Here is a 26,360-nt window from a genome sequence, read left to right as displayed (position 1 = left end):
AGTATAAAGCAAGAAAAAATTATAAGGCAAGAACAAGAAATATGAAAAATCGCAAGCAAATCCGTAAGCCGGGTTCTGTATAAATCAGTCATTTCTCTATGCGAACAACCCGAAAACCATCAAAGACGAGCAGCCTTAAAGTCTTCCTATTTGTTCTTGCTCCTAACGGGGCTTGCCATAGACACTATTTGCATAATGCCTAAGTGAGCTCTTACCTCACTATTTCACCCTTGCTATAATAAATTATTATTATAGCGGTATATTTTCTGTTGCGCTTTCCTTAAAGTTACCTTCACCGATATAAAGCGGCGTTATGCTCTGCGGAGCCCGGACTTTCCTCAAAAACCTTACTATTATAAAGAGGTTTTCGCGACTGACTGTTTTTGCTTGCGACTTACTTTTTTATTTTAACAATTTATTTAATAATTTACAATACCGGCGGCGGTCAGCATGACCGCAGGGCTAACGCTTCATCTATCGCCAAATTTGCCAATCTGTCCGCCTGCTTGTTAAACTCTCTTGAAATGTATGTAAAAGAACAATCCAACCTTCTATTCTTTAATATTTTTTTTGCTTCAAGATAAAGAGGTAATATATTGGGACTTTTAACCGAATATTCTCCGTTCATTTGCTTTACCAAAAGTTGCGAGTCCGAAAAGAAGGCTATTTTAAAGATATCGCCGCTTACGGTCATTTTACTTAAATAGTTTAAGGCAATTATTAACGCCTTGTATTCTGCCTCGTTATTGGTTGTAATTCCCAGATATTCCTTTAACTCCGCTATCGCGACCCCTGTCCCGTCTCCTATCAGGATTCCTGCTCCGGCATTACCCGGATTATTCCTTGAAGCTCCGTCTATATACACATTTATAACCATAAATTATTTATTTCCCCTCCCCGTAATATACTTGCATATACAGCACATATGCAGAATGATTTTTTCGTTTCTTCGCGCTGCGCTAATTATCCTGCTCTATGTATAATATTCTTGAGCATATCGGGCATTGCATAAATAATTTTTCCGATAAAAGTTCATTGAACTGCTGAGGGGGGAGCATTCTATAACACCCGGTGCATGCGCCCGACTTTGTTACGGAAGCTATGGCAGGTAATTTTTTGCTTCTTTTTATCGTTTCATATACCGCATAATGCTCTTTTTTTATTTTGCCAACAAGCAAAGCTCTCTTGCCGGCAAAATCCTTTTTTGCCGCATCAAGCTCTTTTTCATTTTTTTTATAACTATCTTTCTTTTCCGACAAACTATGGGTCAGCTCATCCGCCTCTTTTTGAACCTGCAATGCTTCATTATCCACTTCATCTTTACTGCTTAAATATGATAGTATATCATCCTCGGACTTCTTTTTTAAAGATTCGTTATCCTTTATGGATTTTTGCATTGCGTTGTATTCTTTATTGGTCTGGATAAGTTTTTGAGCATCCTTCATTTTTGCAATTCTTTCATCATATGATTTTATATTAAGCTCTTCCATGCCTATTTTCTTATTTAACTCCAGTAGCTCTTCTTTCAGTTTCCCAAGTCTTTCCTCTTTTGCCTTAAGAACATCTTTTGTTTCCTCGATGCCTTTAAACGCCTCTTTTGCCGCCTCCTCTAACTTTAACAAATCCATATCGATTTTCTGAATCTCAATTATAAATAAAATCTGCTGGTTCAAATCTTCCCTCCTTTATATTTAAAAAACGGATTATTTTCATTATTATTTTCTATTACAGGAATACTAAATTCCTTTATCAATATATCCCTGACAAGCGAAGTAAAATACTTTTCCATATCAAAATGAGGAAGCTCCGCTAAACATATGCCGCTTTTATCGGCTTTAAGAGCCTTGCTATGCGTTAATTCGGAAGATATTAAAATGCCGCAGTTATTTTTAATTGCCTCGTCTATAAACGAAAAACCGCTTCCCGAAACGACGGCAATTTTTTTTATCGTACTGTTTAATTTTCCGCAATAGTGGATAAACAAAGGATTAAATAGCCTGTCGATTTTATTTAGAAGATTTTCAAGAAGGGTTGGAGGTTCTAAATTTCCCATGGCTCCCATGCCGTCCGGGAAACTGCCCCCGAAGTCATATAAGGGATATAAATCAAAAGCGGCTTCTTCATAAGGGTGGACCCTTTTTAATTCGTCCAGCGCCTTGTTTACGGCTCTTTCTTCGATTATGACCTCGAGCTTAGATTCATCCGTAAAAGAGGTTGTTTCAGGACTGCCTATAAACGGATTTGCTCCTGAAAGCGGCTTAAATGAACCCCTTCCTTTAGTTTCGAAGGAACAATTTTCATAGTTCCCGATTTTAGGGTTTGCATAGGCAAAAAGAATGTCTCTTACAGGCTTTACATAACCCTTTGGAATAAAAACCGAAAGTTTGTATAATTTTCTTTTATGCGGTATTAGAGGGCGGCTTTCTTTAATGCCAAGTTTATTTGCGATATAATGATTCATCGAATACCGCGAAGAATCAAAATTAGTATGCATCGAATAGACACAGATTCTGTTTTTAACAAGAAGATTAAAGATTTTCCCATCTTTAGAATCTAAATCCACCGAATGTAAAGGGTGGAAAAAAAAGGGGTGATGAATTAAAATGAGATTAAAACCTTTCTTGAGGGCAATATTTGCGCATTTATCCGTAAGGTCTAAGGATGTTACGACACCTGAAAGAGGTTCATCGGTTAATTTTATTTGATACCCCGAGTTATCCCATTCTTCTTGGAGGCTTAGCGGGATTAAACTCTCTAATTTATCAATAACATCTTTTATTAATAATGGCATTTTAAAATGGTGGGCCCACCCGGGTTCGAACCAGGGACCAACCGGTTATGAGCCGGCCGCTCTACCAGCTGAGCTATAGGCCCTTAATGCACTACTTACTTTACAAATGTTTTAAGTCTTTTGGAGCGGCTCGGGTGCCTGAGTTTTCTTAATGCTTTAGCCTCTATCTGCCTGATTCTTTCCCTTGTAACCCCAAACTCCTGACCGACTTCTTCTAATGTATGATCTGATTTTATTCCAATGCCAAACCGCATTCGGAGCACCTTTTCCTCCCTATCGGTAAGAGTGGACAGAACCTTTCCGGTTTGCTCTTCAAGGTCCGTGTTAATGGCTGCTTCTAAGGGCAGAACGGTAGTTTTATCCTCGATAAAGTCGCCAAGATGGCTATCCTCCTCTTCGCCAATCGGGGTCTCTAAGGATATCGGCTCCTTGGCTATTTTCAAAACTTTCCTGACCTTGTCTATGGGGAGATCCATTCTTTCGGCAATCTCTTCGGGCGCAGGCTCTCTTCCAATCTCCTGAACTAAAGCGCGAGAAGTCCGTATTAATTTGTTGATAGTTTCAATCATATGAACCGGGATTCTGATGGTTCTAGCCTGATCGGCAATCGCCCGGGTTATTGCCTGCCTTATCCACCATGTTGCATATGTCGAAAATTTATATCCCCTTTGATACTGGAATTTCTCGACAGCCTTCATAAGGCCGATGTTGCCTTCCTGGATAAGGTCAAGAAATTGAAGCCCCCTGTTTGAATACTTCTTGGCAATCGACACTACAAGTCTTAAATTGGCTTCGACAAGTTCGGTTTTTGCGGTTTTTGATTTTTCTTCCCCTATTTTTATCGATTCGACAATATTTTTAAGTTCATCCTTGGAGACGCCGACCTCGTCTTCTATTAACGATATTTTGGATTTGTATTCATTAATAAGTTTGTTAATGCTGTCGATTCGCTTATGCTCTTGAGACCTTGCGGGATTAAACATATCCGTTTTATGCCTTAACGCGCTTTCAAGCTCTTTTATATTTTCCTCATATTCCAGCATTTTTAAATTTTGGTTCTTAAGTTTCGTTATAACTTTATCGGTTATTTTCTTCTTAAGTCCTAATTCTCTAAAATAGAGAAGTATCTTTTTCTTAGCAGCTTCGGATTGATTTTTACGATTTATTCCGGGTATCCGGCTTACGATATCTTCGTTATCGATATCGGCATGCAACTCGCCGCCCCCATGGTAATCTTTAATCTGCCCCTCTATGCCCTCTTTACCCTCTGCGTAAGCGGTTTTTTTGCTTTTTTTATTTAAAAAACCATGTTTTTTCTTGTTGCCGCTAACTTCTTTTATCTCCAAAGAAGTATAACCCACTTCTTTTTTAATTTTTTCGATAATGGACAAAACCCTTCCCACCGCTTTTTCAATCTCTTTTTCGCTTGGAAATTCCTCATCGTCAAAATCGGAAATAAGACTGGCAACGCTTATCTCTTGATTTTTTAATTTTTCCCCCATCGATATGACCCACTTTATCGGAATATCGGAATTTAAAACGGAAGAAAAAATCTCTTCTTCTCCTTCTTCGATGCTTTTGGCTATTTCTATTTCTCTTTCGCGGTTAAGAAGGGAAACGGAACCCATCTCTTTCAGGTACATTCTGACAGGGTCGTTTGTTCTGAGCGCAATATCTTCTTCCTCTTCTATTTCCTCGTTATATAATTCATTTGCATGTTTTGTTTTATGGGCAAACACGGCGGATGAATCTCCGTTGAGGTCGATATCTTTTTCGCCAAGCATGCTTATTAAATCATCGATTTGGTCAGGCGATACTATCTCCTGAGGAAGGACATCGTTAAAATCGTCGTAAGATAACCTGCCGACCTGTTCTTTGGCTTTTTCGATGCTTTTCTTGATTATCTGGTTGTCGAGGTCTTTATTTTTGCTTTCTAATTTTAAGGTATCTTTAGATGCACCCCCGATAATTTTATTTTGTTTGTTTTTATTTTTGTTTTTGTTTTCCATATTTTTTTTTATTCAGTCTTTTAACATTAAAAACTGCAAATTTTCTTTTGAAATTCTTTTGATAAGTATTTTAATTTATTAAGTTCTTTAAATTTTAACAATCTGACGCTTTCATCTAATTTCCCGCTTTTAAGTTCATCTAATAAACATCCGCAGGCTTTGTTAATATTATCTATTTTAAGCTTAATAAGAAGCTTCTTAATATCCCTTCTTTCATCTTCTAAAGTTGTTTTATCTTTATAACCGGATGAAAATGATATAGAATAATAGATACGGCTCCATTTTGATTTATTTTCCGTATTAGAAATTATTTCTTCTATCATGCGGCTATTTCCCCGATTAAAATCGCCGTCGGCTTCGCTGTTCCTTAATTCTTTCAGCGTTTTTTTTGTTGCTTTTATTATATAAATAGCATCTTTATCGGAAAATTCGTTGATTATATCATCATTAATATAATCTGTCAAGAGCAAATTGTAAAATAACTTTGCAATAACTAAATCCTCAATATTTAAATCTTTTTCATAATTTTCGCTCTGAAAACCGGATTCATCTTTTGAATCCGCAAAGGCTGATGATATTTTCTTCGAAGAAACGTAATCCCTGATAATATCTTCTTTTAATCCGAGCTTGTTAGAGATTAAATTTATATAATGGGAAAGTATTATATTATTATCTATTTTTTTTATAAAAGGCGCCACATCCTTTAATATAGAAATCTTCTTCTTAAGCTCCCTTATATCGTCCTTATTATATATTATACCATACTTTTTATTATTTTTAATTAAAACCTCGTCATTCTTCCCGCTATCATCTTTGGCAGTTTCGCCTGATAAATTATTCATATAGTAATCTATAATAAAATCTACCGGTGATTTTTTATTATCCGAAATTAATTTGATAAGCCTTTCCTTTCCATATTTTCTAACAAAGCTGTCAGGATCGTCCCCTCCGCTTAAGGTTGCCGCATATATATTTTTATCGGAATTATCCATAAAACCTTGAAAAAGCTCGATACCTCTATTAATGGCATTTATACCCGCCTTATCCCCGTCAAAAAGTAAGATAATCTCATCGCACAACCTTGACAAAATAATAATGTGATTCTTTGAAAGCGCGGTCCCCATAGTCGCGGCTACATTTTTAATGCCCCTCGAATAAAGCATTATCATATCGAAATAGCCCTCAACCACGATAACGCTATTTTCTTTCTTTATAAACGGTAAAGACTTGTTTAAGCCGAACAGGGTGCTGTTCTTAATAAAAATCGGGGAATTATTGGTGTTGATATACTTTGGCCCGTTAGAATCCTGCAAAACAGATCTGGAGGCAAAGGCTATAGGCTCGTTATTCCTATCGAATATAGGGATAACGAGTTTATTTGTAAAACGGTCAAAATATTGATTGCCGGGGCCTGATTTCCTGACCAATAACCCCGCATTAGCACAGATATCGAGATCGGCTTTGTTATTCGACAGGAGTTTGGTTAATCCGTTCCCTGGTCCCGCAAATCCTAATTTAAATTCTTTTGCGGTATTTTCATCTATGCCTCTTTCTTGAAGATATTTAATTATATGGCGGCTGTTCGAAAGATAAACAAAAAGATTTTCGTAATAAAAATTTAAAGAGAGGTTAAGAATTTTTTTAAGCGGCTCTTCGTCTTTTTGACTGTTATTTGTTTTATAATATTTTGTATCTTCGAGCGGGATATTATATTTCTGTTTAAGGTAGCGGACAACCTCGCCGAACGATTCCCCCCTTATATCTTTTAGAAAACCGATAACATTGCCGCCCTTGCCGCATCCAAAACAATAGTAAAGCCCTTTTGATTCATTAACATAAAAAGAAGGAGTTTTTTCCGAATGAAACGGGCATAACCCGGAGTAATTATTGCCAACCTTCTTTAATTTAACGAATCCGGAAACTTCGTCAACTATATTTGTATATGATAAAATGAGTTCCGCCGAAGCGAAGTTGTCTCCGCCTGACCGGCGTCCCGCCCGCCTTGCGTCCTGTTCTGTTTCCATATTTCTATCCATGGTTCATCTTATATTATTAATCGCCGGGCTAAAGACAAGACTTTAATAAAATTTATTAATGTATGCTGCTAAGAACCTGCCGGCTTCAAGAAGGTAAGGGAAAATATTATGATATTTATAATATCCGTAATATTTATTTATTAAAGAAAAGGAAAACAGAAAATATACGGCTAAACTTAAAAAGACAAAGGTTTTAATTCCCGCAAAAAAAAACCGCCGGCTCTGTTGCAAACCCCGAGTTGAAGCAAATTTAAAATTTTTGTGATTATTATTGAAATAACGGCAAAAATAATTACTATCAAAATAAATACACCGGTGAAAATAATAATTTTTCCGGCTTCTTCGTTGTGAAACATTTTAAGGTAATAAGAACCGCTTACCTTTGATATAGCGTACATGCCGCCAAAATAAGCAAAAAAAAGCCCCGCTACGGATATAGCCTCTTTAACAAAGCCCCTAAAAAAGCCCCTTATCATAACTGCCGCAAATAAAATTAAAAAGGCTATATCTATATAATTCATAAAAATAAATTAATAGTTAAAATAATTTTTTTTCGAATTTCTTTTCCTTGCGGCCGCAGCCTTTTTCTTTTTCTTTACGCTCGGTTTTTCGTAATGTTCCCTTTTTCTAATTTCTGAAAGAATTCCGGCTCGTTCGCAGGACTTTTTAAATCTTCTCAATGCATTTTCAAAAGATTCGTTTTCCTTAATTTTTACGATAGACAATGCTTATTTCGCCTCCTTTTATCGACAATCCGCCTATTTTATTTATATTTTTATATTATATATAGTATCTTATATTTTTTATTACTTTGTCAATCAATAATTTTTTATCTAATTTTTTATCTTAAATTTTTTTCATCTATGCCGGAAATTCCTTCCCTTCTTCTTAACTCATCGATTATCGAAGAAAAATCAACGCCTGTAAATACTAAAAAAACCATATAAAAAAACATTAGATCGGCGGCCTCGTAAATTATCTTATCCTTTTTTCTCTCTATGGCAGATAAAATAAGTTCAAGCGATTCCTCCTGAAGTTTTTTTCCAATTTTCTCCGGACCGGATTGCAATAGTTTTGCCACATACGATTTATCCGGAGCCAAACCCTCCCTGCTTTTTATAAGGTCAAAAATTAATTTGAGCGAATAGAATTCTTTGCAATCCTCCTTTTCATCCTTATCTTTATTTTCAAGATAATCCCTTTTTATCAGCTTATTATTGACTTTTGAATAAAAACAGGTTTTATGTCCCGTATGGCAGGCGGGGCCTTTTTGAATTACTTTAAGCAAAATACTGTCGCTATCGCAATCAAAAAAAATATCCTTTATCTCCTGAACATTGCCTGAAGTTTCCCCTTTTTTCCAGAGTTTATTTCTTGACCTCGAAAAATAATGGGCATAGCCGCTGGAGGCGGATTTTCTCAACGCCTCTTCGTTCATGAATGCCAGCATCAATACCTCCTTTGAAAAATAATCCTGAGCTATTGCGGGAATAAGTCCGCCCTGTTTGGAAAAATCGATTTTTTTTAAAAATAGTTCAAGGGTTTCCTCGTTAAAAATATCGAAAGTTATATCGCCTGAATTATTTTCTTTTTCATCCATAATCTTTTACAATTTTAATCCTGTTATAATCTTACGGTTATTCCTTTTGATTTTAAATACTTTTTTATGGAAATAATGCCGGTAGTTTCATAATGAAATATCGATGCGGCTAAAGCGGCGCTTGCATCTGCCTTAACAAAGACTTCTTCCATATCTTTGGCATCCCTTGCCCCTCCTGACGCAATCACCGGAATTTTAACATTCCTGACAACCGATGAAGTAAGGTTTATTTCGTAACCATTCTTAGTCCCGTCCCTATCCATGCTTGTTAAAAGTATCTCCCCCGCGCCTCTGTTATAAACCTCTTTTGCCCAATTTACGGCATTTACTCCCGAATTATTTCTTCCGCCGTGCGTGAAAACTATATAATCATCGCCGAGCTTTTTTGCATCTATTGCTATAACTATCGTGGATGAGCCGAATTTCTTTGCCGCAGAATCTATTAAATCAGGATTGAGAACCGCGGCCGTATTGATCGACACCTTATCCGCCCCGCTGTTTAACAAATTTCTTATATCTTCTAAGTCCGAAACCCCACCCCCGACGCTGAAAGGAATAAAAATATTTTCCGAAACCTTTCTGACAAGCTCAAGGATTGTTTTCCTTTTTTCGTGCGATGCGGTAATATCTAAAAACATAAGTTCGTCGGCAAGTTCGTCGTTATATCTTTTTGCCAGCTCAAGGGGATCTCCCGCACTTTGCAAGTCCTCAAAATGGATGCCTTTAACAACCTCGTTGTTTTTAATATCGAGACACGGTATTATTCTTTTTGCAAGCATAAAATTTTTCAGCCTTATTTTTTATTGTATTTATATTATATCCTTAATCTATCATGATAATAAAGCATTTGCCTTTTTCAAATCGAGCCTTCCGTCATATAAAGCCTTTCCGACTATTACCCCTTTGAGGTTGGAAAGATTCAGTTCTTTAAGTTTAATAATATCGTCCAAAGCGGAAACGCCTCCAGATGCGATAAGGCTTATATTTAATTTTGCAAGCCTCGATATAAGTTCTAAATTAACCCCCGAAAGCATCCCGTCTTTTTTAATATCGGTAAATATAAAGGTTTCTATTCCGTAATTATCCTTTAATCCGCCTATGGTTTCGATTAACGGCATATCGATAAGCTCTCTCCAGCCGGAGATAGCGATTTTTTCATCATACATATCCATTCCTGCGATTATCCTGCCTCTATATTTTAACAAGGACGGACTTACCGAACCTATATCCTTAAACAATATAGAGCCTAAAACGACATAAGAGGCGCCAGTATCGAAATAGCTTTCTATCGTTTTATTATCCCTTATTCCTCCGCCTACCTCCACAGGAATTTTTACGGATTTTATAATATCCCTTATAACACCAAAATTATCCGGATTTCCCGATTTGGCGCCGTCCAAATCGACTAAATGGAGCCTTTTTGCCCCCATCTCCTGCCAGTTAACGGCGGACTCCAAAGGCGAGAGTTCGTATTCCTTTTTAAGGCCGTAATCCCCCATAGTCAATCTCACGCATTTTGAACCCAGTATATCGACGGCAGGTATTATAAACATAATAATTTAATCCGTATAATTTAGGACAAAATTTTTCAACAATGTTAAACCGCCGGTGTGGCTTTTTTCGGGATGAAACTGGCACGCAAAAACATTATCCTTTTTTATGCAGGCGGCAAATTTTTCATAATAATAACAGGTCGCGACGGTAATATTTTCCTCAGGCACGCAATAGTATGAGTGGAGAAAATAAAAAAAGGTGTTATTTTTGATTCCGTTAAACATGCCTGCCCCGCGGGCAGATGGCGCAGGTTCGTTCGCCTGTTTTAATATTTCTATATCGTTCCACCCGATATGCGGTATCAAAGGAGTGTTGTCCTCGTTAAATTTTACCACCTTTCCTTTTAAAACGGCCAATCCCTCGCTATGTCCAAATTCTTCGGAAGTTTCGAATAAAAGCTGCATGCCGAGACAAATCCCCAAAAAATGCTTTCCGCTATTTATGGCAGCCTTAACGGGTTCAACCAGTCCCTTTTGTTTGAGGGTAAGCATAGCGTCTTTAAATCCGCCGACACCCGGCAGCACAAGATGCGAAGCACGCTCGATATCGTTATAGCTGCCTGTAATTTTTGACGGATACCCTAAATAATCAAAAGCATTCTGAACATTTTTAAGATTTCCCATTCCATAGTCTATTATAACAATATTCATAATTATTTTTTCTATTTTAAATTATAGTATCTAATAATCGCGTTCGCGATTCCGTTGGCGATTAGTTGTCTGAAAGTCGAAGAAGCCAGCAAATGTTCCTCGTACGGATTGGAAATATACGCATATTCTATTATTACCGCGGGCATGTCCGTAAATCTCAATACATATAAATCGTCATGCACAACGCCGTCATATTTAAGGTTTAAGTGCAATGAGATATAGTGTTCCAGATAACCTGCAAATCTGCGCGAGTTTTTATGAAAATAGTAAGTCGTAGTTCCGTAAAGGTAAGGAACTACGACGGAATTGCAATATAGCCCTATGAATAAATTTGCCCCGCTTCTATTTGCCTCCGCCGCCCTTTGCGGCAAGCCGACATTTGTATTGGAAGTCCTGTCTATTTCTACTTTTATTCCCTTAGCTTCCAAAATTTTTCTTAATTTTAATGCAATGCTTAAGTTTACAAAACTTTCAGGAAGACCCATAGGTCCGATCCCCCCCGGGTCGTCCCCGCCGTGGCCCGCGTCTATAAAAACATTGAAATTAATATGTCTGACGGCAGGAGTCGGCTTACCTCCCGGCGCCGTAATATTTTTCTTGAATTTTTTTGCAATATTTAAGACATATACGGCGGTCTTATAACGGTTATTTCCAATGCTTACCGTCCTTATCCGCGGCTTTGCCGGTAAATTTTGCCTGATTACGATATGAACGGAATATTCCGGACTTGTGCTGAATTGCGAATATGAAACCGAAAATACATTTTTAAAAGGGCGGGCTACCTTTTTTCCGGCTCCGTACAAAATTGAATGTCCGAAAACCAATATGAAAAAATTTTTGGGTCCCTTATAAAATAAATACCCCTTATAAAAAGGCTTGCCGATAGTATAAATATCGATAGCCCCGCTGCCGCGATTAACGGAAACTCCGGTAATTTTAGTTATATTGCCGCTATAAGCATAAGCGCTTTTAAAGACTATAAGTAAATTAAATATAAGTAAAAAAAACGAAACAAAAAATGCCTTTCTTTTGCAATAAAATGACCTTTCCATTTCTATATTTATTATTTCTATATATAATATATTAAAAAACAAATAAATTTATAAATCAAATACTGCCTTTTGTGGACGGTATTCCATAACCTTCGGCAACTTTAAGGGCATCCGCTATCGCTATGCCTGCCGATTTAAATACCGCCTCGACGATATGGTGATTATTAGAACCGTACATAACATTGATATGTAAATTTATAAGGGCATTTTTGCACAACGCTTCAAAAAAAATATTCGAATAAACATAAAAAAATTTATCGATAAGGACTTCTCTTGTGCCTTCTTTATCAAAATTACTATATTTATCGGAAAGTTCTTCAAGGGATTTTATCAAATAAACAGAGCCCGCCTCTTCGCTGTTATCCTTATACACAAAAAACGACCTTCCCGAAAAATCTACAACCGTGTGAACCAATGCCTCGTCCATTGGGACAAAAGCGCTGCCAAACCTCTGGATGCCCTTTTTATCACCCGATAACTCTTTTAATGCGCCGCCTATAACGATACCCGTATCTTCTATAAGGTGATGAAGATCGACATCTATATCCCCCTTTGCCTTAAGGGTCATATCGAAACGGGAATGTTTCGAAAATTGCTCGAGCATATGGTTAAAAAACGGAACGCCCGTATCTATATCGTAGATGCCTTTCCCGTCAAGATTTAACGAAAGTTTTATATCGGTTTCCGTCGTTTTTCTTTTAAAATCGCCTTTGCGCCCTTTTGGACGGTCTTTTTTAACTTTAGTAGTCTTGTTTTCCACTTTAGATTTTTCCATTCATTTATGATATAAAAATTATACACCATTAATAAAAAAATTTGAATATAAATGAAACGGCCCAAATCCCGATTTAGGAAACGGCTACAATCCGAAGAATAAAGGATTGTTCCGGAATATAAATACGCTCTTAAAAAGCTTTGAAATAATCGATTAGCTTTTTATTCTCGGCGGGCGTGCCGACGGTTATTCTGTAAAATAACTCCATGCCGCCGGTAAAACTTCTTATGATTATTTTATTATCTTTAAGAAACCTGTTAAATTTGGTTTTTATTTTATCGTCTTTAAGTCTTATTAAAATAAAATTGGCATCTGAGGGGTAAATGGAGATAAAATCGAATTTCTTTAATGCGGAGTATAATTTCTCCCTTTGATTTATCGTTTTCTTTATATTTTTTTCGAATTCGCTAAAATTATCTAAAAAAAATTCGATAGAACTTAATGTTAAAGAATTAACATTAAAAGGTAATTTTATTTTATTAAATTCATTTATAAGCCTGCCGCCGGAAAAAAGCATTCCGAACCTTAATCCTGCAAGCCCTATTTTGGAAAAGGTCCTCAAAACGATTAAGTTATCGTATTCCGGTATATATTTTATAAAAGATTCCTTGTTTGAAAAATATATATAAGCCTCATCTGCCACGACAATATTATTTTTATTTTTTAAAAGACCTTTTATAATATTGCGGTCAAAGAGATTTCCAGTCGGGTTGTTAGGATAACTGAAAAAATATATATTATTGGCGCCGTTTTGATTAATACCTGTATTTTTGGGCAGGTCGAAACATTTTTCGTCAAGTTTTATATGATTAATCTTTAAATCATTATATCTTGCTATGATGTCGTACATGGAAAAAGACGGGGTTGGAATGTTTACGACAACATCTTTTTTAAGGCTGAGGAGGATAATCGAGATAAGTTCGTCCGAACCGTTGCCGAAAATAAAATTTTTGGCCGCCGTATTATAAAATGCTTCGAGTAATTTGATAAGGTTTTCCGAACTTGAATCGGGATAAAGATTTATAAGCGTATCTTTTATAAAATTTGCGTATCTTTGCTTTATCTTTTTGCTTAAAGTATAATTGGATTCGTTCGCATCAAGTTTCAATGCCCCGCGCGGTTCAACCCCGCTTACCTCGTAAGCGCTAAGCTCTAGAACGCTGTTTTTAATAAAATTTTCTATTTTCAAGGGCGGCATATTAATTTTTATTATTTTTTGTTTTTTTAACGCGAAAACTTACCGATTCGCCATGGGCGCTTAGTCCTTCGATATCGGAAAAGAATTTGACATCGCCCGCGCTTTTCGATAAAAAATCTGGGCTTGACGAAATAACGCTTGTTCTTTTAAGAAAAGATACCGTATCTAAAGGGGAGAAAAATCTTGCCGTGCCGCCCGTAGGCAAAACATGGCTTGGACCGGCGACATAATCCCCTATTGCTTCGGGAGTATTCCCGCCTAAAAATATGGCTCCGGCATTTTTTATTAAAAATAATTTTTCGAACGGATCCTTAATATAAAGTTCTAAATGTTCCGGCGCCAGCTCGTTGGCAAGCTCTATAGACTCGTCTATCCCGCCTGTTAAAACCAAAGAAGCGTTAGAATTTATAGACTTTTCAATTATGTCTTTTCTATCTTCTTTTTTTATTAGTCCGGGTAATATATGCTTAACCTCCCCGATAAGTTCAGCCGAACTGCTTATCAGGGTCGAAACCGCCATCTCGTCGTGTTCTGCCTGGCTCATCATATCGATTGCGACAAGTTTTGGATCCGCAAATTCATCGCATATTATCGCAATCTCGCTCGGCCCCGCAATCATATCTATATCGACATCGCCGTAAACCATTCTCTTGGCGGTAGCAACATATATATTGCCCGGCCCGACTATCTTGTCAACCTGAGGGATAGTATTCGTCCCGTAAGCAAGCGCAAATATAGCCTGCGGACCTCCAACCCTGTATATTTTCTTGATGCCGCATAATACGGCTGCGGCGATGACATAATCGTTTAACTTTTCGGTAGGAGGGGTAACCATTATAATTTCTTTTACCCCTGCCGCTTTAGCAGGAATAGCATTCATTATAACGGAAGAAGGATAGCTTGCTTTACCGCCGGGAACATAAACTCCTACCCTGTTTAAAGGCGATATTAATTGACCCGTAATAATAGAATCATCGCAATTTAACCATGTTTGCAATCTTTGTTTTGAATGGTAATCGTAAACCCTTTCTATTGTTTTTTCTATTATGGTTCTTTCTTCTTTATTCACCGAATTAAGGGCTCTATTGCTTTCATTATTTGTAACTAAAAAATCTGGAGGGGAAAGCTTAATTTTATCGAATTTTTCCGTATAAAACGACAATGCTTCGTCGCCTTTATCCAGAATATCTAAGCGGACGGCTTTGAGTTCCTGCTGAATTTTGTCCGTAAAACCTGTCTGTTTAAGTCTTCTTTTTTTTAAAAATCCCTTAAAGCCATCCCCTTTTGAATCAAATATCCGCATTTTTTTCAACCTGCCGCTTTAAATTATCTATCAGGGATGCAATCCCCCCGGGGTTAATTTTAAGGCTTGCCCTGTTTACTATAAGCCTTGAGCTAACAACAGCAACATCTTCAATCGGCATCAGATTATTTTGCCTCAGTGTTTCGCCGGTCGAAACAAGGTCTACGATAAAATCGCAAAGACCCGAGACGGGCGCAAGCTCGACATTACCGTAAAGCTTTATTATTTGAACATTTGGAACGCCTTTTTTATTAAAGAAATCCCTTGCTATGCGAACATACTTTGTCGCAACCCGCAAATTTGCCTTTGAATGATACAATTTTTTGACATTATCTTTAATTTTTGAAAAAAATAACTTTTTGTCATTATCATTCATATTGGTAATATGAATATCGCCCCAATTATGTATATCATCGTTAATAATTGAATTCCCTGTGAAAATGTTATCTGCTACCACGGAAGCGGCAAGCGGAGGCAGACCATGTTTAATTAAATCCTCGCCGGCGGCAGCGACAATCCTGCATCTGCCTATTCTTAAATCTAAAGGTTCATATACATTTTTCGGTTTTTCGAGTAAAACATCCTTTCCCGAAATGCCGGCGTCGGCAGCCCCGTATTCTACGAATGTAGGAACATCCCACGGCTTGACTATTAAAAGGCTGACCCTGTCGTCTTCGTAATCGAATATAAGTCTTCTTGAATCGTAATCGTAATCGGGATGTTGAATAAATCCTGATTTCCTTAAAAGGTCAAGGCTGTCCTTTAAAACTCTGCCCTTTGGAATTGCGATTTTAAGTTTTTTGATCTTTTTTTGCGTATTAGCCATTTTATGCCTTACTATTACATACCCTTGCCATAATTTATATCTTTTTCTGCAAATTCGTTAATATTGGAAGATTCGGCTTCGCTTACTCTGGATATCACGGCTCCAAGATTCGCCAATTTCTTTTCCATTTTTTCGTAGCCTCTGTCTAAATGGTAAATTCTTGAAACTGCCGTATAACCGTCAAATGAGGCTAATCCTGCTAAAACAAGCGAAGCGCTTGCCCTTAAATCCGTGGCCATAACTTCTGCCCCCGAAAGCCTTTTTACGCCTTTTACGATGGCAAAATTATTCCTGACTTTTACATTTGCACCGAGGCGCATAAGTTCGGCAACATGCATAAATCTGTTCTCGAATACATTTTCGGATATAACGCAAAGCCCGCTGGAAATTGTCATTAATGCCATCATTTGAGCCTGCATATCGGTAGGAAAATCGGGATAAGGGGCAGTGGAAATATCGACGCTTTTAATGACCTTAGACCCTTTTATCCTTAAAGAAGACTGGGAATTTATAACAATTTTTGCCCCGGCCTCCGAAAGTTTATCGATAATGGACTTAAGATGGCTTACATTAATATCTTTTATGGTAATATCCCCCCTTGTTATGGCGGAAGCTACCATAAATGTTCCTGCTTCTATGCGGTCGGGAAGAACTCTGTGGCTCAGTTTATTTAATTTTTTAACCCCGTTTACGACAATCAAGGACGGCTCGATTCTTTTTATGTCGGCTCCGCCGTTATTTAACGCAAGAATCAGGTCGTCAATCTCAGGTTCTCTTGCGGCATTGTTTATCACAGTCGTCCCTTCCGCAAGCGATGCCGCCATAACAACATTTTCCGTTCCGGTAACGGACGGGATAGGGAAGTTGATTGTTGCGCCTCTGAGCTGTTCCGTAAAGGCTTCGACATATCCGTGATCCACTACGATATTAGCCCCCAAAAGTTTAAGGGCATTTAAATGAAAATCTATGGGTCTTGCTCCAATCGCGCAGCCGCCGGGCAAAGAAACCCTTGCTCTTTTATATTTTGCAAGAAGAGGTCCTAAAACCAGAACGGATGCCCTCATCGTTTTGACAAGGTCGTAAGGGGCTTCATAATTATTAATATTTGATGTATTTATGATAACCTTGTCCGTTTCGCCGGATTCTTTAATTTCGGCGCCGAGGCTTATCAAAAGTTTTTTGATTGTCTTGATATCTTCAAGGTCAGGAACATTAAAAATTTCGTTGCAGGTGTCGTCAAACATTATGGAAGAAGCAATTATGGGAAGGGAGGCATTTTTGGAACCGCTTACCTGCACCTCTCCGATTAATGGAATACCGCCCTCAATTATCATTTTGTCCATATATTATTTTAACCGCCCTTTCCTTTTTATTTAAATCGTTAATAAAAGTAATTTGCTTAAATATTATATCTTTAAATTTTTCATTATATAAATGTTCTATGGCAGACTTTTCCCTGCAATCAATTTCCAAAATAAGACTTTTCCTCTTTTTTGACGCCGAAGACAAAGGGTTTTCGGCTAAGGCGACTAATTCAAATATTTTTCTATAAAATTTAAGCCCGTCTTTGCCGCCGTCTAATGCCTTTAAAGGCTCATAAAGTTTAACATCGTCATCTAAGGTTTTTAATTCCCCCGTTTTAATGTAAGGCGGGTTCGATACTATTATGTCAAAGCCGCACAGGGCATTATCAAATAACTTAGCATTTAAGTCCGGCTTTGCCTGACCTGCGGACCGCCGCGCTTTCGTTTCATTGAGCCCGTAAATATCGGGTTTTAGCATATCAAAATATGCCGATACAACCTTATCTTCAACGCCGTTAAAAATAATGTTTTTTTTTGCCACTTCCAAACTTTTCAAGCTATTATCTACAGCATAAATTATAACATTACTTGAATTCTTTGCAATAGAAATCGCTATAGAACCAGACCCGGTTCCCAAATCTATAATGGATATTTTTCTTTTTAAGCTTTTTTGAAGCCTTTCAATCTCTTTTAATGTTTCTTCGACTAAACATTCCGTATCAGGTCTCGGTATTAAAACAGATTTATTAACAAAAAAGGGGGTTGAATAAAACTCCTTTTTCTTTACGATATAAGCGTACGGCTCTCCCAGGCTTCTCTTTATAATCAGCTTTTTAAATAAATTAATATGATTTTTAACCGGTTTAATATTATAAGAAGTAATAACTCCGTCTAAAGGTTTTTTAAGAACATACCCCATAATGATGGCTGATTCATTAAACGGATTTGGGATATTTTTACCTTTAAGGCAAAGTTCGCCCCATTTAATTAATTTGTAAACCGACAAATCTTTATCTATGTCTATATTAAAATTATAACTATTTTTGAGATTCAAAATAATCTGCCAAAGGTATCAAAAGTTCATCCAGATTGCCGTCCATAACAGAAGCTAACTTATGTATGGTTATCCCTGCCCTGTGATCGGTAATTCTACCCTGCGGAAAGTTATATGTCCTTATTTTTTCGCTTCTGTCGCCGCTCCCAACCATACTTTTTCTGCTTTGCGCCTCTAAGCTTTTTTTATCCGCTTCTATTTTGCTCAAAAGTCTTGACCTGAGTATCCTTAAGGCTTTTGCCTTATTTTTATGCTGGGATTTTTCGTCCTGGCAGGTAACGACGAGACCCGTCGGGATGTGGGTAACCCTGACGGCCGAGTCGGTTGTGTTCACGCTTTGTCCGCCATGCCCCGTAGAGCGATAGACATCTATCCTTAAATCTTGGGCGTCTATTTTAAGGTCAATTTCTTCCGGTTCCGGCATAACGGCAACGGTAGCGGCGGATGTATGAACGCGCCCCTGAGTTTCCGTGGCGGGAATCCTCTGCACCCTGTGAACGCCGCTTTCATTCCTTAAGAGGCGGTATGCACCTTCACCCTTAACCGATACCACTACCTCTTTTAATCCTCCCGAAGAGGAAGCGCTCAAAGATATTACTTCGAATTTAAAGTTTTTATTCAAAGCATATTTGTTATACATTTTGAATAGGTCAAGCGCAAAAAGGGCAGCTTCTTCCCCGCCTGTGGCAGCCCTTATTTCCAATAAAATATCTTTGTCCTGAATATTTTCTTTCGGGTAAAAAAAGTCCCGCAAATCTTTTGCTATTTTTGACGCTTTAGTTTTCAGGGAATTTATCTCTTCAAGCTCCATTTCAAGCAATGCTTCATTGGTTTCGACTTTAACCAATTTCTCGAGGTCTTTTATATCGAAGGTAATTTTATTATATTCATTGGCTTGTTCTGCGGTTTTTTTAATTAAATTATACCTTTTAAAAAGTGCTTTCGCTTCTTCGCTAAAGCCCTTCGAGCTTTCTTTTTGTATTTGCTCATATAACTCTTTCGATTCGTTGCTTAGTTCTGCAGCCTTTTTTATTAAAACATCATCTACCATTAAAATATACACCTCACCTGCGTATGTAAAGCCTTTTCAACCATTTTTAACCATTAAAAGTCAAATTCCGCTTTTAACCATGACGCCCTGACCTCCGAAGGCTTTCCGCAAGAAAACTCGCCCTCCGAACAGTTTCCCCTGACGCATGCGGGACCTGCGCCATGAAAAACGGACGGCGCAAGCGGGTAAACAAGTTTAAACATCTCCTGCGCAACACGCCTAATTTCCCATTGAGCCCTTTCGCATCCCCTTAATCTGAAAAAATGCAGGAGTTCCCTTGCGTTCATTGTAAATACGAGCTGGGTTTCCGTTGCATTTGGAAGTATATATCTGGCGTCTTCTGCGGGAACACCGTTTTCAAGCAGATATCCGTATAAAGAGAAAGCCTCGTCTATCGCTTTATTATATTTTTTCAAAAATTCACTATTTTTAACAATGGAATCTGGGACAACATATTGAGGCTTCGTCTCCTTAACATACCTCTGGCTTCTTTGAGAGTATGACGCGATACGGTGTCTAACTAATTGATGCGAGGCGCTTCTCGAGAGTTTTTCTACTCCGAAAGTGAAATTTGAGTGCTCCAATACCGATTCATGGCCTGACGACCTGATTTTTTTAATTAATTTCCTTGCCTTTTCTAATCCTTTTTCGCCTGCATTAAAATCCTCTTCAATTTTGGCTATATTGTAAGAGCTGTAGCAAAGCCTCGCGGCTATTGCTATTGTAATCTCCGGTTTAGAGGTATAATTGATAAGTTTAACCATTGAAGGCAAGTTTTATAACCGCCAACGGCGGGTTAAGTTTTATTACCGCTTTATAATCTTTTATTAATATCGTTATATGCTTTTCTATATATAATTATTACTTCTTATTGTTTTTGCCGTATTTTTTATTAAATTTGTCTATCCTTCCCGCGCTATCGACAAATTTTTGCTTGCCCGTATAAAACGGATGGCACTTCGAGCATATATCGACATGAATCTCTTCAACCGTACCTCCTGTAACAAACTCTTCACCGCAAGCGCATTTTACCTTTGTTTGATAAATTTTTGGATGTATTCCTTCTTTCATCGTTAAAAACTCCTTTCAATTTTTATTTTTTAATTTTAAATTTTAATTTTAAGATGTTTGGCTTTAACTCCATATCATATACTATCAACGAACCATAATAAATAGTTAAGCTATTTATTATACGATTTTAAAATAAAATTTTCAACTTTTTTTATGTCGCCTGGAACATCGACCGGTATAGTCGAAATACTAACGGTGTTTACCTTAATTTTATAGCCGTTTTCTATTGCCCTTAACTGCTCGAGCATTTCCTTTTTCTCTAAATACGAAGGGGGCATTTTCCCAAATTCGATAAGAAAATCCATTGTGTAGCCATAAAACCCTAAATGCTTGAAACCAAACATGTCTTTAAAATCTTTAAGCCCTTGAGGGTTCTCCCTATCGTAAGGAATCGGACTCCTTGAAAAATAAATTCCAAAATTATTTTTATCGACGACAACCTTTACATTATTGGGGTCGGTAAATTCCTCATAAGAATAAATCGGGGTTTTCACGCTAGTATATAAAATATCGCTGCCTTCTTTAAAAGGCTTAATTAAGGCATCTATTATCTCCGTGTTTACCAAGGGTTCATCCCCCTGAATATTTAAAATTATATCGGCGCCGGTACCCGCCGCCGCTTCTATGACCCTGTCGGTGCCGGACTGGTGGGTATCTTTGGTCATGATCACATTGGCCCCGAAACCGCGGCATGCATCATAAACACGGCTGTCTTCCGTAGCGATCAAAACCTCGGACAGCGCACCAGATTTTATGATGCCTTCATATACATGTCTGACCATAGGTTTATTCAAAATCGGGGCAAGCGGTTTGCCCTCGAAACGAGTCGATTTATATCGTGCCGGTATTACCGCCGCTATTTTCATAGTTTTTCAACCCCTGTTCCGCCACAGCGGGCGGGAAAGTTTAGAATAAACTTCACATACCTTCGGCACGCGTTGAAAGGCACACGCCGCCTTTGCGTGCCGGAGATGCCGAAGGATGGGAGCGAAGCGTTAATCTATTTTAAAAAATTATAATAAATAAGTTTTATTTTTTCATATTTATTCTATTTTTGCAATATAAACATCGTATCCGTATTTTGTAATAATTTTAGCAAAATTATAAGCATCTTTTAGATTTTTAAATTTGCCGAACACAACCTTGTAATAAAATATCCCGCGTATCGTTTTAGTAACAATATGAACTCCGGGGACGACTTTTCTCATCTGCTTGACCTTGTTTAAGGCTAAATGTTTTTTTGTATATGCCGCAAACTGCAATGTATAGCCAAGCATAGGAATAGCATATTTCACATTGTAAGAATTAACTATATTCCTAACGATCGGCTTGGGACCAAGATACTGAACCCTGACCAAAGCCGTGCCGGGACCAAGCATCTTTAAAGCCCTTGCCGCAGCGTAAGATAAGTCCATGATTCTATCCCCATAATACGGCCCTCTGTCGTTTACATAGACCTCTACGCTCCGGTGGTTTCCCAAGTCTGTAACATAGGCATAACTATCGAGCGGAAGAGTTCTTGAAGCCGCCGTTAAATCATACATATTGTATATTTGTCCGCTTGCGGTCGGCCTGCCTTGAAAACCCGGCCCATACCACGACGCAATTCCCACTTCCACATTATGCGATATTTGCTCCGGCGGGTAGTATTTTGGAGGCTGATGGGACGGCGGGTATGGGTACTGCCGATAACTCCTGCCGATTATATAAGGAATACATCCCGTAAGTTCAATGGATAAACCGAAAAATAAGACCGTTAATATTAAGAGCTTAAATATCGACCTCGGCATAAAGTTACACCCTTCCGCGCGGATACCGCAAACCTTGAATTTTTACCCAAATCGGGATTCGGGTTTTACATACATATTTCAAATTATTATTTTACATAGTATAATATCAAAATCGACTCACTCGGTAAACAATTTTAGCTTACGATTCTTTCGGTTTCGCCGCGCTATGAGTTTATTACTTATTACTATAAATAAAATGATAACCGTTCTAACATTTGCTTATTCTTTTTAATATTTTTATCTTAATAAATTTTTAATATAAATTTAATCTTTAATTCGCGTATTAAATAATATGAGCAAACTCTGGCTGTTGCAAAATCTAAAAATTTTCGAACATCTTTCAAAAAAGGATATCGGTTTAATAGACGACTTATCGAAAATGGAATATTATAAGGAAAATGATACTATATATTTAGGAGAATCTCAATCGAGCCATATTTATATTTTGAAAAAAGGCAATATTAAAATAACGCTGTCAACGGAATGCGGAAAGGAATTTATAGTAGAGATTTTAAAGCCGGATGAAATTTTTGGGAATTTTGGCGATTACGTGTTTGACGGCGAAGCAAGTTTTGATTTTTTAAATGCCGAAAGTGCTTTTGCTTTGACGGATGCGGAGGTTTGCAAATTTAAAAAAGACGACTTCGACAAAATACTAAATCTTTATCCCGTCATAGGCAATAGGGTTTTGAAATTAATCGGTTTGCGGTTTAAATATATTTCAACAAAAATTACATCACTGGCATATAAAAGTTTGGACGCCAGAATATCGGAGGTTTTAATTTATCTTGCCAATAATTTTGGGGTCGAGGAAGTTCTCGTACCATCTTCAATAAACATATTAGAACGCTGTATCCAAATAAATATTAAATTTAAATTAACCCACGAAGAAATTTCAAACCTGACGGGAGCCTCGAGGCAAAGGACAACGATTGTGCTGGATAAATTAAAAAACTTGGGAATTATCGATTTTCGCAAAAAAAAAATTATTATAAAAGATTTAAATAAATTAAAAGAAATAGCCGGCCTTCAATAAAAAATTTTCAATTTATTTTTATCTGTTTTTCCCACAATAGATATTTGCTCTCCAAATCTTGTCTTAATGCTTTTGAAAATAAAATTTTTATAATTTTCGGCAGCCGCTTAATCTTTAAAAATGTTTTAAAGAAGCGTATATAATGCGATTCAGGTTCAACGTAAATCCACGCCTTTAAATATTGCGCTCCTTCAACTAACGGGCGGCCATAAATGAGCTTGGCTGTTTGAAACGGCTTTAGACGCGTATCAAAATATTGCTTCTTTAAATTTAAGCTCACGCTCCAGCCGATTATATAACTTTTAACAGACTTTTTAATAACTTTCCCCGCGATATTTTCCTGCCCGACATTCAAAATAACCTTAGGCGTCGTATAAGTAGGAAAATCATGTCCGACTCCTGAGTTTGTCAAACTCAAAATTGTTTGGACATTGCCGGAATTAATATTAACCTTTTTAAGGTGAATAGTTACGGCTTTCAATATAAAATTTTTATTATAAATGCTTTTAAAAGCCATTGACCCTTGCGGATTATGGCAAACCTCGCATGAAATTCCCCTTTTTGCATAAATACTTTGTTTCCATTCGCCGTAAGTATTTTCGAATAATTTTCCGTCAAGCCTCCTTTGATCCTGTCCAAATTGATGGCATTTTATACAAAAATAAGAACCGGTGAACGCCGCAGCCGGAATGAAACCGCCATGCGCTATTTTTCCTTCTTTCATATATTTTTTAACGCCGGGACCGAATCTGCGGTAATATCTGACATGGCAGGCGGCGCAACTGACGCTTAACGCACCCTTGCCCATCGGCATTTTTAGCATATTTAAAGCGGCGACCATCGCTTTTTGCCCTTTTGAACCATTTTTTAAGATATTCTTTTCCTTCCCTGTCAGTCCTTTATATCCGCCTTGCTCTACATAATATTCGCCGATCGGCGAATGGCAGCTCAAACAGCTTGTCACCCAAGGCTTCCAGTGTTTTGAGGTCATTTTTTTTAATAAAAGCTGCGCTACCACTCCCGCATCCATTGAATGCGCCATTCTTGAGTTCTTCCATTCCTCGTATTGATCGTAATGGCATGCCATGCAAGAGGAGGGTGAAAGGGATTTTTGAATCTCGGGCCATTTATAATACGGGGGTTTCCCCTCATCGATAGGAGTTTTCCAGTAAATATTTAGGAATTTATGGGTATTTTTATGTGCGGCAAGTTTCTTTAAATATAAATATTTTTTATCGGCATTTTGATTTCTTGCATTAACTTTAGCATAAACATAAACGGTTAAAAAAATAATGGATGCAAAAAGTAACGGGATTAAAATTATGGGTAAATAAAGCGGGCTGTTCTTCAACCGCTTAAATCTAAAAATATCAAAAATACCCTGAAGGGCATGCAACGATTTATATTTCTTATGCTTCACAAAACCGCATCCTCGTTAAAATAAACAAACCGGCGCAGTATTAAAAACCCGGAATTATGTCATTATATTATATAATCTATAATATAATGATAAAGATAAAGAATAAAGCAAGAGACAGCTAATTAATCTACGCCGGCAATAAACGGCTTTTTTTATTTCATTCCACCACTGTTTCCACAGGGATTTTTCATTTTACCGCAAGAATTTTTCATCGAGGTTTTTTTCTTGCCGCAGGCATTTGACATGTTTTTGCCGCAAGGGTTTGACATGCCGGTATAACTTGCATTTGCGTTTCCAACCGCAATCAAACCGAACATCATAAATGCGGCCATTGTCATGAAAATTAATTTTTTCATAAAGCACCTCCCGTTAGTTAATTTTTATTTATTTATTACATAACAATATCTATTTTACTTTACAATTTGGGATTATTATGTCACGATTGTGACAGTCGGCGTTTTTTATTTGAAGATGCAGGGACAGGATAAGGTGTTCATTAACCCGCCTATCCGTTATAAGGTATGTTGTAATGAAAGGTATTGCCGAAATATAGCGATATGATCGATAAATAGTTAAAGAATATCAAAACCCCGACGGCAATCAAAAGCACTCCGCTTATTATCTGGATTGTCCGGATATATTTTTTAAATCTTTTAAATGCGGTGAAGAACAGATTTAACGATACCGCGCTTATAAAAAAAGGAACGGCAAGACCCATGGAATATGTAAATAGAAGAAAGCCGCCTTCAAGCGAATTATGAAGCGTGGCGCTTATAAAAAGAATTGAGGCAAGTATCGGGCCTATGCAGGGCGTCCACGCACCCGCGAATATTGCGCCGATTACGGCAGAGCCGATAATGCCCGCAGGCTTGTTTTTCAAATTAAATTGGACATCCCTGTTTAAAAACGAAAATATTTTAAGCTTGTTTAAAATCCCCGCGATATATAAACCCATGAGAACAACCACTATGCCGCTTATCCGCATTACCCACGCGGATTTTATAAAATCTGCCACCGCCCCGCTGAACATTTCGAGAAGCACAAAAATTACGGTAAATCCTAATATAAAAAAAGCGAGTTGATAACAACGGCTCTCCTTGCCGCTTTCCGTCTTCTTTCATCGTCCGCCGCCCCTTTCCCGCCCGAAAGTTCCGCAACCGAAAACCCGGATACATATGATAGATAAGAAGGGATTAAGGGAAAAACGCATGGGCTTGCAAAAGAGAACAACCCTGCCAGAAAGGCTACCGCCAATGATACATCTGGCACAAAAAAACCGCTTTCAAATCCTGTCATTTAAATCTCCAAATTACATAAATTATATAACTATTACCTGATAACCTTCGTTTATCAACCTGCCGACATTGGGATGACCGTCGTATTCTGATACGAGTTCGATATTCTTTTTAACAAGGCTGTCTTTTACCTCCTTTCTAGTGGAACAGAAGTCGCACGCCCTGTAAATTATTCCCATCGATTGTATTTCTCTAAATAACTTGTTTAAAAAATCGAAGTCGGATGTGTCATTGGATATTATATCGAGCCACTTTGTTCCATTGCCATCGAAAATAAGGATTATTTCATTTCCTTCCGCCTTGATTTCTTTTGAGTATATCTTGGCATGCCTCATCTTTGCAACCGATTCTTTAAGTTCGGTTCCTTCTAAGACTATAACCGCGACTTTTGCCATATAAAACCTCCTGTTTTAAATAAATTGATTTTTTTAACGGATGCGTTTTTTCACCGCTTTCTAAAGCAAACTCCTCAAGCAATCTTTTTTGCTTTAAGGTTAAGTTCGTCGGCGTTTCCACGATAATTTTGACATACTCATTCCCCTTTA

General features: G+C 37.5%; 29 protein-coding genes, 1 tRNA gene and 1 other RNA gene. 1 reads left to right on the top strand and 30 read right to left on the bottom strand.

Annotated elements, in window-relative coordinates; genetic code table 11:
* Window positions 1-48 precede the first annotated feature (48 nt).
* From rnpB to EVJ47_08935, 25 genes are all read right to left on the bottom strand, one after another.
* Window positions 49-390: RNase P RNA component class A (gene rnpB, locus EVJ47_09055), an RNA gene on the bottom strand.
* Window positions 391-445: 55 nt separating this feature from the next.
* Window positions 446-877, bottom strand: a complete 432-nt coding sequence (locus EVJ47_09050) for a ribonuclease HI family protein (protein ID RZD13812.1) — start codon at window positions 875-877, stop codon at window positions 446-448.
* A gap of 82 nt (window positions 878-959) precedes the next feature.
* Window positions 960-1,673 carry a hypothetical protein gene (locus tag EVJ47_09045; protein ID RZD13811.1) on the bottom strand — a complete coding sequence of 238 codons (714 nt, stop codon included), beginning with the start codon at window positions 1,671-1,673 and terminating at the stop codon, window positions 960-962.
* Window positions 1,670-2,791, bottom strand: coding sequence for a Nif3-like dinuclear metal center hexameric protein (locus tag EVJ47_09040; protein RZD13810.1), 1,122 nt, complete (start codon window positions 2,789-2,791; stop codon window positions 1,670-1,672). The genes EVJ47_09045 and EVJ47_09040 overlap by 4 nt, the downstream gene beginning before the upstream one ends.
* Window positions 2,792-2,798: 7 nt before the next feature.
* A tRNA-Met gene (locus EVJ47_09035) sits at window positions 2,799-2,874 on the bottom strand.
* A 12-nt stretch (window positions 2,875-2,886) separates the two neighbouring features.
* A complete protein-coding gene (gene rpoD, locus EVJ47_09030) occupies window positions 2,887-4,800 on the bottom strand; it encodes an RNA polymerase sigma factor RpoD (GenBank protein ID RZD13809.1) in 1,914 nt (637 codons plus the stop codon).
* A gap of 26 nt (window positions 4,801-4,826) precedes the next feature.
* On the bottom strand, window positions 4,827-6,836 hold the full coding sequence (gene dnaG / locus EVJ47_09025) for a DNA primase (protein RZD13808.1): 2,010 nt from the start codon (window positions 6,834-6,836) through the stop codon (window positions 4,827-4,829).
* Between the two features lie 176 nt (window positions 6,837-7,012).
* Window positions 7,013-7,357, bottom strand: coding sequence for a CvpA family protein (locus tag EVJ47_09020; GenBank protein ID RZD13807.1), 345 nt, complete (start codon window positions 7,355-7,357; stop codon window positions 7,013-7,015).
* A 9-nt stretch (window positions 7,358-7,366) separates the two neighbouring features.
* Window positions 7,367-7,561, bottom strand: a complete 195-nt coding sequence (locus EVJ47_09015; GenBank protein RZD13806.1) for a 30S ribosomal protein S21 — start codon at window positions 7,559-7,561, stop codon at window positions 7,367-7,369.
* A 116-nt stretch (window positions 7,562-7,677) separates the two neighbouring features.
* Entirely contained in the window at window positions 7,678-8,436 is a 759-nt protein-coding gene (locus EVJ47_09010) for a bifunctional phosphoribosyl-AMP cyclohydrolase/phosphoribosyl-ATP diphosphatase HisIE (protein RZD13805.1), read from the bottom strand.
* Window positions 8,437-8,459: 23 nt separating this feature from the next.
* Window positions 8,460-9,215 carry an imidazole glycerol phosphate synthase subunit HisF gene (hisF, locus tag EVJ47_09005; protein RZD13804.1) on the bottom strand — a complete coding sequence of 252 codons (756 nt, stop codon included), beginning with the start codon at window positions 9,213-9,215 and terminating at the stop codon, window positions 8,460-8,462.
* 51 nt (window positions 9,216-9,266) lie between these two features.
* Window positions 9,267-9,989 (bottom strand): 1-(5-phosphoribosyl)-5-[(5-phosphoribosylamino)methylideneamino]imidazole-4-carboxamide isomerase, encoded by a 723-nt coding sequence (gene hisA, locus EVJ47_09000; GenBank protein ID RZD13803.1) that lies wholly within the window; start codon window positions 9,987-9,989, stop codon window positions 9,267-9,269.
* A gap of 6 nt (window positions 9,990-9,995) precedes the next feature.
* Window positions 9,996-10,640 (bottom strand): imidazole glycerol phosphate synthase subunit HisH, encoded by a 645-nt coding sequence (hisH, locus tag EVJ47_08995; GenBank protein RZD13802.1) that lies wholly within the window; start codon window positions 10,638-10,640, stop codon window positions 9,996-9,998.
* Between the two features lie 11 nt (window positions 10,641-10,651).
* Window positions 10,652-11,692, bottom strand: coding sequence for an N-acetylmuramoyl-L-alanine amidase (locus EVJ47_08990; GenBank protein ID RZD13801.1), 1,041 nt, complete (start codon window positions 11,690-11,692; stop codon window positions 10,652-10,654).
* A 55-nt stretch (window positions 11,693-11,747) separates the two neighbouring features.
* Entirely contained in the window at window positions 11,748-12,467 is a 720-nt protein-coding gene (locus EVJ47_08985) for an imidazoleglycerol-phosphate dehydratase (protein RZD13800.1), read from the bottom strand.
* 130 nt (window positions 12,468-12,597) lie between these two features.
* Window positions 12,598-13,665: a histidinol-phosphate transaminase gene (gene hisC / locus EVJ47_08980; GenBank protein ID RZD13799.1), complete on the bottom strand. Its 1,068-nt coding sequence runs from the start codon at window positions 13,663-13,665 to the stop codon at window positions 12,598-12,600.
* A 1-nt stretch (window position 13,666) separates the two neighbouring features.
* The gene (gene hisD / locus EVJ47_08975) at window positions 13,667-14,968 is read right to left on the bottom strand and encodes a histidinol dehydrogenase (protein RZD13798.1); all 1,302 of its coding nucleotides are present in this window, start codon (window positions 14,966-14,968) and stop codon (window positions 13,667-13,669) included.
* Entirely contained in the window at window positions 14,955-15,794 is an 840-nt protein-coding gene (gene hisG, locus EVJ47_08970; protein RZD13797.1) for an ATP phosphoribosyltransferase, read from the bottom strand. Before hisG ends, hisD begins: the two co-directional genes overlap by 14 nt.
* 14 nt (window positions 15,795-15,808) lie before the next feature.
* Window positions 15,809-17,137 (bottom strand): UDP-N-acetylglucosamine 1-carboxyvinyltransferase, encoded by a 1,329-nt coding sequence (gene murA / locus EVJ47_08965; GenBank protein ID RZD13796.1) that lies wholly within the window; start codon window positions 17,135-17,137, stop codon window positions 15,809-15,811.
* Complete coding sequence (gene prmC / locus EVJ47_08960; GenBank protein RZD13795.1) at window positions 17,118-18,158, bottom strand: peptide chain release factor N(5)-glutamine methyltransferase; 1,041 nt, start codon at window positions 18,156-18,158, stop codon at window positions 17,118-17,120. The genes murA and prmC overlap by 20 nt, the downstream gene beginning before the upstream one ends.
* Complete coding sequence (locus EVJ47_08955; protein RZD13794.1) at window positions 18,136-19,203, bottom strand: peptide chain release factor 1; 1,068 nt, start codon at window positions 19,201-19,203, stop codon at window positions 18,136-18,138. Before EVJ47_08955 ends, prmC begins: the two co-directional genes overlap by 23 nt.
* A gap of 53 nt (window positions 19,204-19,256) precedes the next feature.
* Window positions 19,257-19,967, bottom strand: a complete 711-nt coding sequence (locus EVJ47_08950) for an FAD-dependent thymidylate synthase (protein ID RZD13835.1) — start codon at window positions 19,965-19,967, stop codon at window positions 19,257-19,259.
* A 97-nt stretch (window positions 19,968-20,064) separates the two neighbouring features.
* The gene (locus EVJ47_08945) at window positions 20,065-20,274 is read right to left on the bottom strand and encodes a 50S ribosomal protein L31 (protein ID RZD13793.1); all 210 of its coding nucleotides are present in this window, start codon (window positions 20,272-20,274) and stop codon (window positions 20,065-20,067) included.
* A gap of 110 nt (window positions 20,275-20,384) precedes the next feature.
* Window positions 20,385-21,140: a 3-deoxy-manno-octulosonate cytidylyltransferase gene (gene kdsB, locus EVJ47_08940; protein ID RZD13792.1), complete on the bottom strand. Its 756-nt coding sequence runs from the start codon at window positions 21,138-21,140 to the stop codon at window positions 20,385-20,387.
* Window positions 21,141-21,317: 177 nt separating this feature from the next.
* Entirely contained in the window at window positions 21,318-22,064 is a 747-nt protein-coding gene (locus tag EVJ47_08935) for a septal ring lytic transglycosylase RlpA family protein (GenBank protein RZD13791.1), read from the bottom strand.
* 292 nt (window positions 22,065-22,356) lie between these two features.
* Between EVJ47_08935 and EVJ47_08930 the strand changes: the two genes are divergently transcribed.
* A complete protein-coding gene (locus EVJ47_08930; protein ID RZD13790.1) occupies window positions 22,357-23,100 on the top strand; it encodes a Crp/Fnr family transcriptional regulator in 744 nt (247 codons plus the stop codon).
* Window positions 23,101-23,107: 7 nt separating this feature from the next.
* Here EVJ47_08930 and EVJ47_08925 read toward each other — a convergent pair whose 3' ends face one another.
* The 5 genes from EVJ47_08925 to EVJ47_08905 all read right to left on the bottom strand — a co-directional run bounded on the left by EVJ47_08925 (window position 23,108) and on the right by EVJ47_08905 (window position 26,210).
* Window positions 23,108-24,520 carry a hypothetical protein gene (locus tag EVJ47_08925; protein RZD13789.1) on the bottom strand — a complete coding sequence of 471 codons (1,413 nt, stop codon included), beginning with the start codon at window positions 24,518-24,520 and terminating at the stop codon, window positions 23,108-23,110.
* Window positions 24,521-24,672: 152 nt separating this feature from the next.
* Entirely contained in the window at window positions 24,673-24,876 is a 204-nt protein-coding gene (locus tag EVJ47_08920) for a hypothetical protein (protein ID RZD13788.1), read from the bottom strand.
* A 149-nt stretch (window positions 24,877-25,025) separates the two neighbouring features.
* Window positions 25,026-25,586 carry a cytochrome c biogenesis protein CcdA gene (locus EVJ47_08915; GenBank protein RZD13787.1) on the bottom strand — a complete coding sequence of 187 codons (561 nt, stop codon included), beginning with the start codon at window positions 25,584-25,586 and terminating at the stop codon, window positions 25,026-25,028.
* Window positions 25,580-25,816, bottom strand: coding sequence for a hypothetical protein (locus EVJ47_08910; protein RZD13786.1), 237 nt, complete (start codon window positions 25,814-25,816; stop codon window positions 25,580-25,582). The genes EVJ47_08915 and EVJ47_08910 overlap by 7 nt, the downstream gene beginning before the upstream one ends.
* Before the next feature lie 22 nt (window positions 25,817-25,838).
* On the bottom strand, window positions 25,839-26,210 hold the full coding sequence (locus tag EVJ47_08905) for a hypothetical protein (protein ID RZD13785.1): 372 nt from the start codon (window positions 26,208-26,210) through the stop codon (window positions 25,839-25,841).
* Window positions 26,211-26,360 lie beyond the last annotated feature (150 nt).

The sequence above is a fragment of the Candidatus Acidulodesulfobacterium ferriphilum genome (genome assembly GCA_004195035.1).
GTDB classification, from domain to species: Bacteria; SZUA-79; SZUA-79; order Acidulodesulfobacterales; family Acidulodesulfobacteraceae; genus Acidulodesulfobacterium; species Acidulodesulfobacterium ferriphilum.
Note: the sequence above shows the minus strand (reverse complement) of the source record. Positions and strands in the feature narration are given on the sequence as shown.

Coding starts and splice junctions, on each gene's coding strand:
- EVJ47_08905 (RZD13785.1), bottom strand. CDS start 26,210: ATGGCAAAAGTCGCGGTTATAGTCTTAGAAGGAACCGAACTTAAAGAA.
- hisG (RZD13797.1), bottom strand. CDS start 15,794: ATGGCTAATACGCAAAAAAAGATCAAAAAACTTAAAATCGCAATTCCA.
- EVJ47_08930 (RZD13790.1), top strand. CDS start 22,357: ATGAGCAAACTCTGGCTGTTGCAAAATCTAAAAATTTTCGAACATCTT.
- EVJ47_09020 (RZD13807.1), bottom strand. CDS start 7,357: ATGAATTATATAGATATAGCCTTTTTAATTTTATTTGCGGCAGTTATG.
- hisA (RZD13803.1), bottom strand. CDS start 9,989: ATGTTTATAATACCTGCCGTCGATATACTGGGTTCAAAATGCGTGAGA.
- hisH (RZD13802.1), bottom strand. CDS start 10,640: ATGAATATTGTTATAATAGACTATGGAATGGGAAATCTTAAAAATGTT.
- EVJ47_09040 (RZD13810.1), bottom strand. CDS start 2,791: ATGCCATTATTAATAAAAGATGTTATTGATAAATTAGAGAGTTTAATC.
- EVJ47_08945 (RZD13793.1), bottom strand. CDS start 20,274: ATGAAAGAAGGAATACATCCAAAAATTTATCAAACAAAGGTAAAATGC.
- murA (RZD13796.1), bottom strand. CDS start 17,137: ATGGACAAAATGATAATTGAGGGCGGTATTCCATTAATCGGAGAGGTG.
- kdsB (RZD13792.1), bottom strand. CDS start 21,140: ATGAAAATAGCGGCGGTAATACCGGCACGATATAAATCGACTCGTTTC.
- EVJ47_08950 (RZD13835.1), bottom strand. CDS start 19,967: ATGGTTAAACTTATCAATTATACCTCTAAACCGGAGATTACAATAGCA.
- hisD (RZD13798.1), bottom strand. CDS start 14,968: ATGCGGATATTTGATTCAAAAGGGGATGGCTTTAAGGGATTTTTAAAA.
- hisC (RZD13799.1), bottom strand. CDS start 13,665: ATGCCGCCCTTGAAAATAGAAAATTTTATTAAAAACAGCGTTCTAGAG.
- EVJ47_08955 (RZD13794.1), bottom strand. CDS start 19,203: ATGGTAGATGATGTTTTAATAAAAAAGGCTGCAGAACTAAGCAACGAA.
- EVJ47_08910 (RZD13786.1), bottom strand. CDS start 25,816: ATGACAGGATTTGAAAGCGGTTTTTTTGTGCCAGATGTATCATTGGCG.
- EVJ47_08990 (RZD13801.1), bottom strand. CDS start 11,692: ATGGAAAGGTCATTTTATTGCAAAAGAAAGGCATTTTTTGTTTCGTTT.
- dnaG (RZD13808.1), bottom strand. CDS start 6,836: ATGGATAGAAATATGGAAACAGAACAGGACGCAAGGCGGGCGGGACGC.
- hisF (RZD13804.1), bottom strand. CDS start 9,215: ATGCTTGCAAAAAGAATAATACCGTGTCTCGATATTAAAAACAACGAG.
- EVJ47_09010 (RZD13805.1), bottom strand. CDS start 8,436: ATGGATGAAAAAGAAAATAATTCAGGCGATATAACTTTCGATATTTTT.
- EVJ47_08935 (RZD13791.1), bottom strand. CDS start 22,064: ATGCCGAGGTCGATATTTAAGCTCTTAATATTAACGGTCTTATTTTTC.
- EVJ47_09050 (RZD13812.1), bottom strand. CDS start 877: ATGGTTATAAATGTGTATATAGACGGAGCTTCAAGGAATAATCCGGGT.
- EVJ47_08920 (RZD13788.1), bottom strand. CDS start 24,876: ATGAAAAAATTAATTTTCATGACAATGGCCGCATTTATGATGTTCGGT.
- EVJ47_08985 (RZD13800.1), bottom strand. CDS start 12,467: ATGGAAAAATCTAAAGTGGAAAACAAGACTACTAAAGTTAAAAAAGAC.
- rpoD (RZD13809.1), bottom strand. CDS start 4,800: ATGGAAAACAAAAACAAAAATAAAAACAAACAAAATAAAATTATCGGG.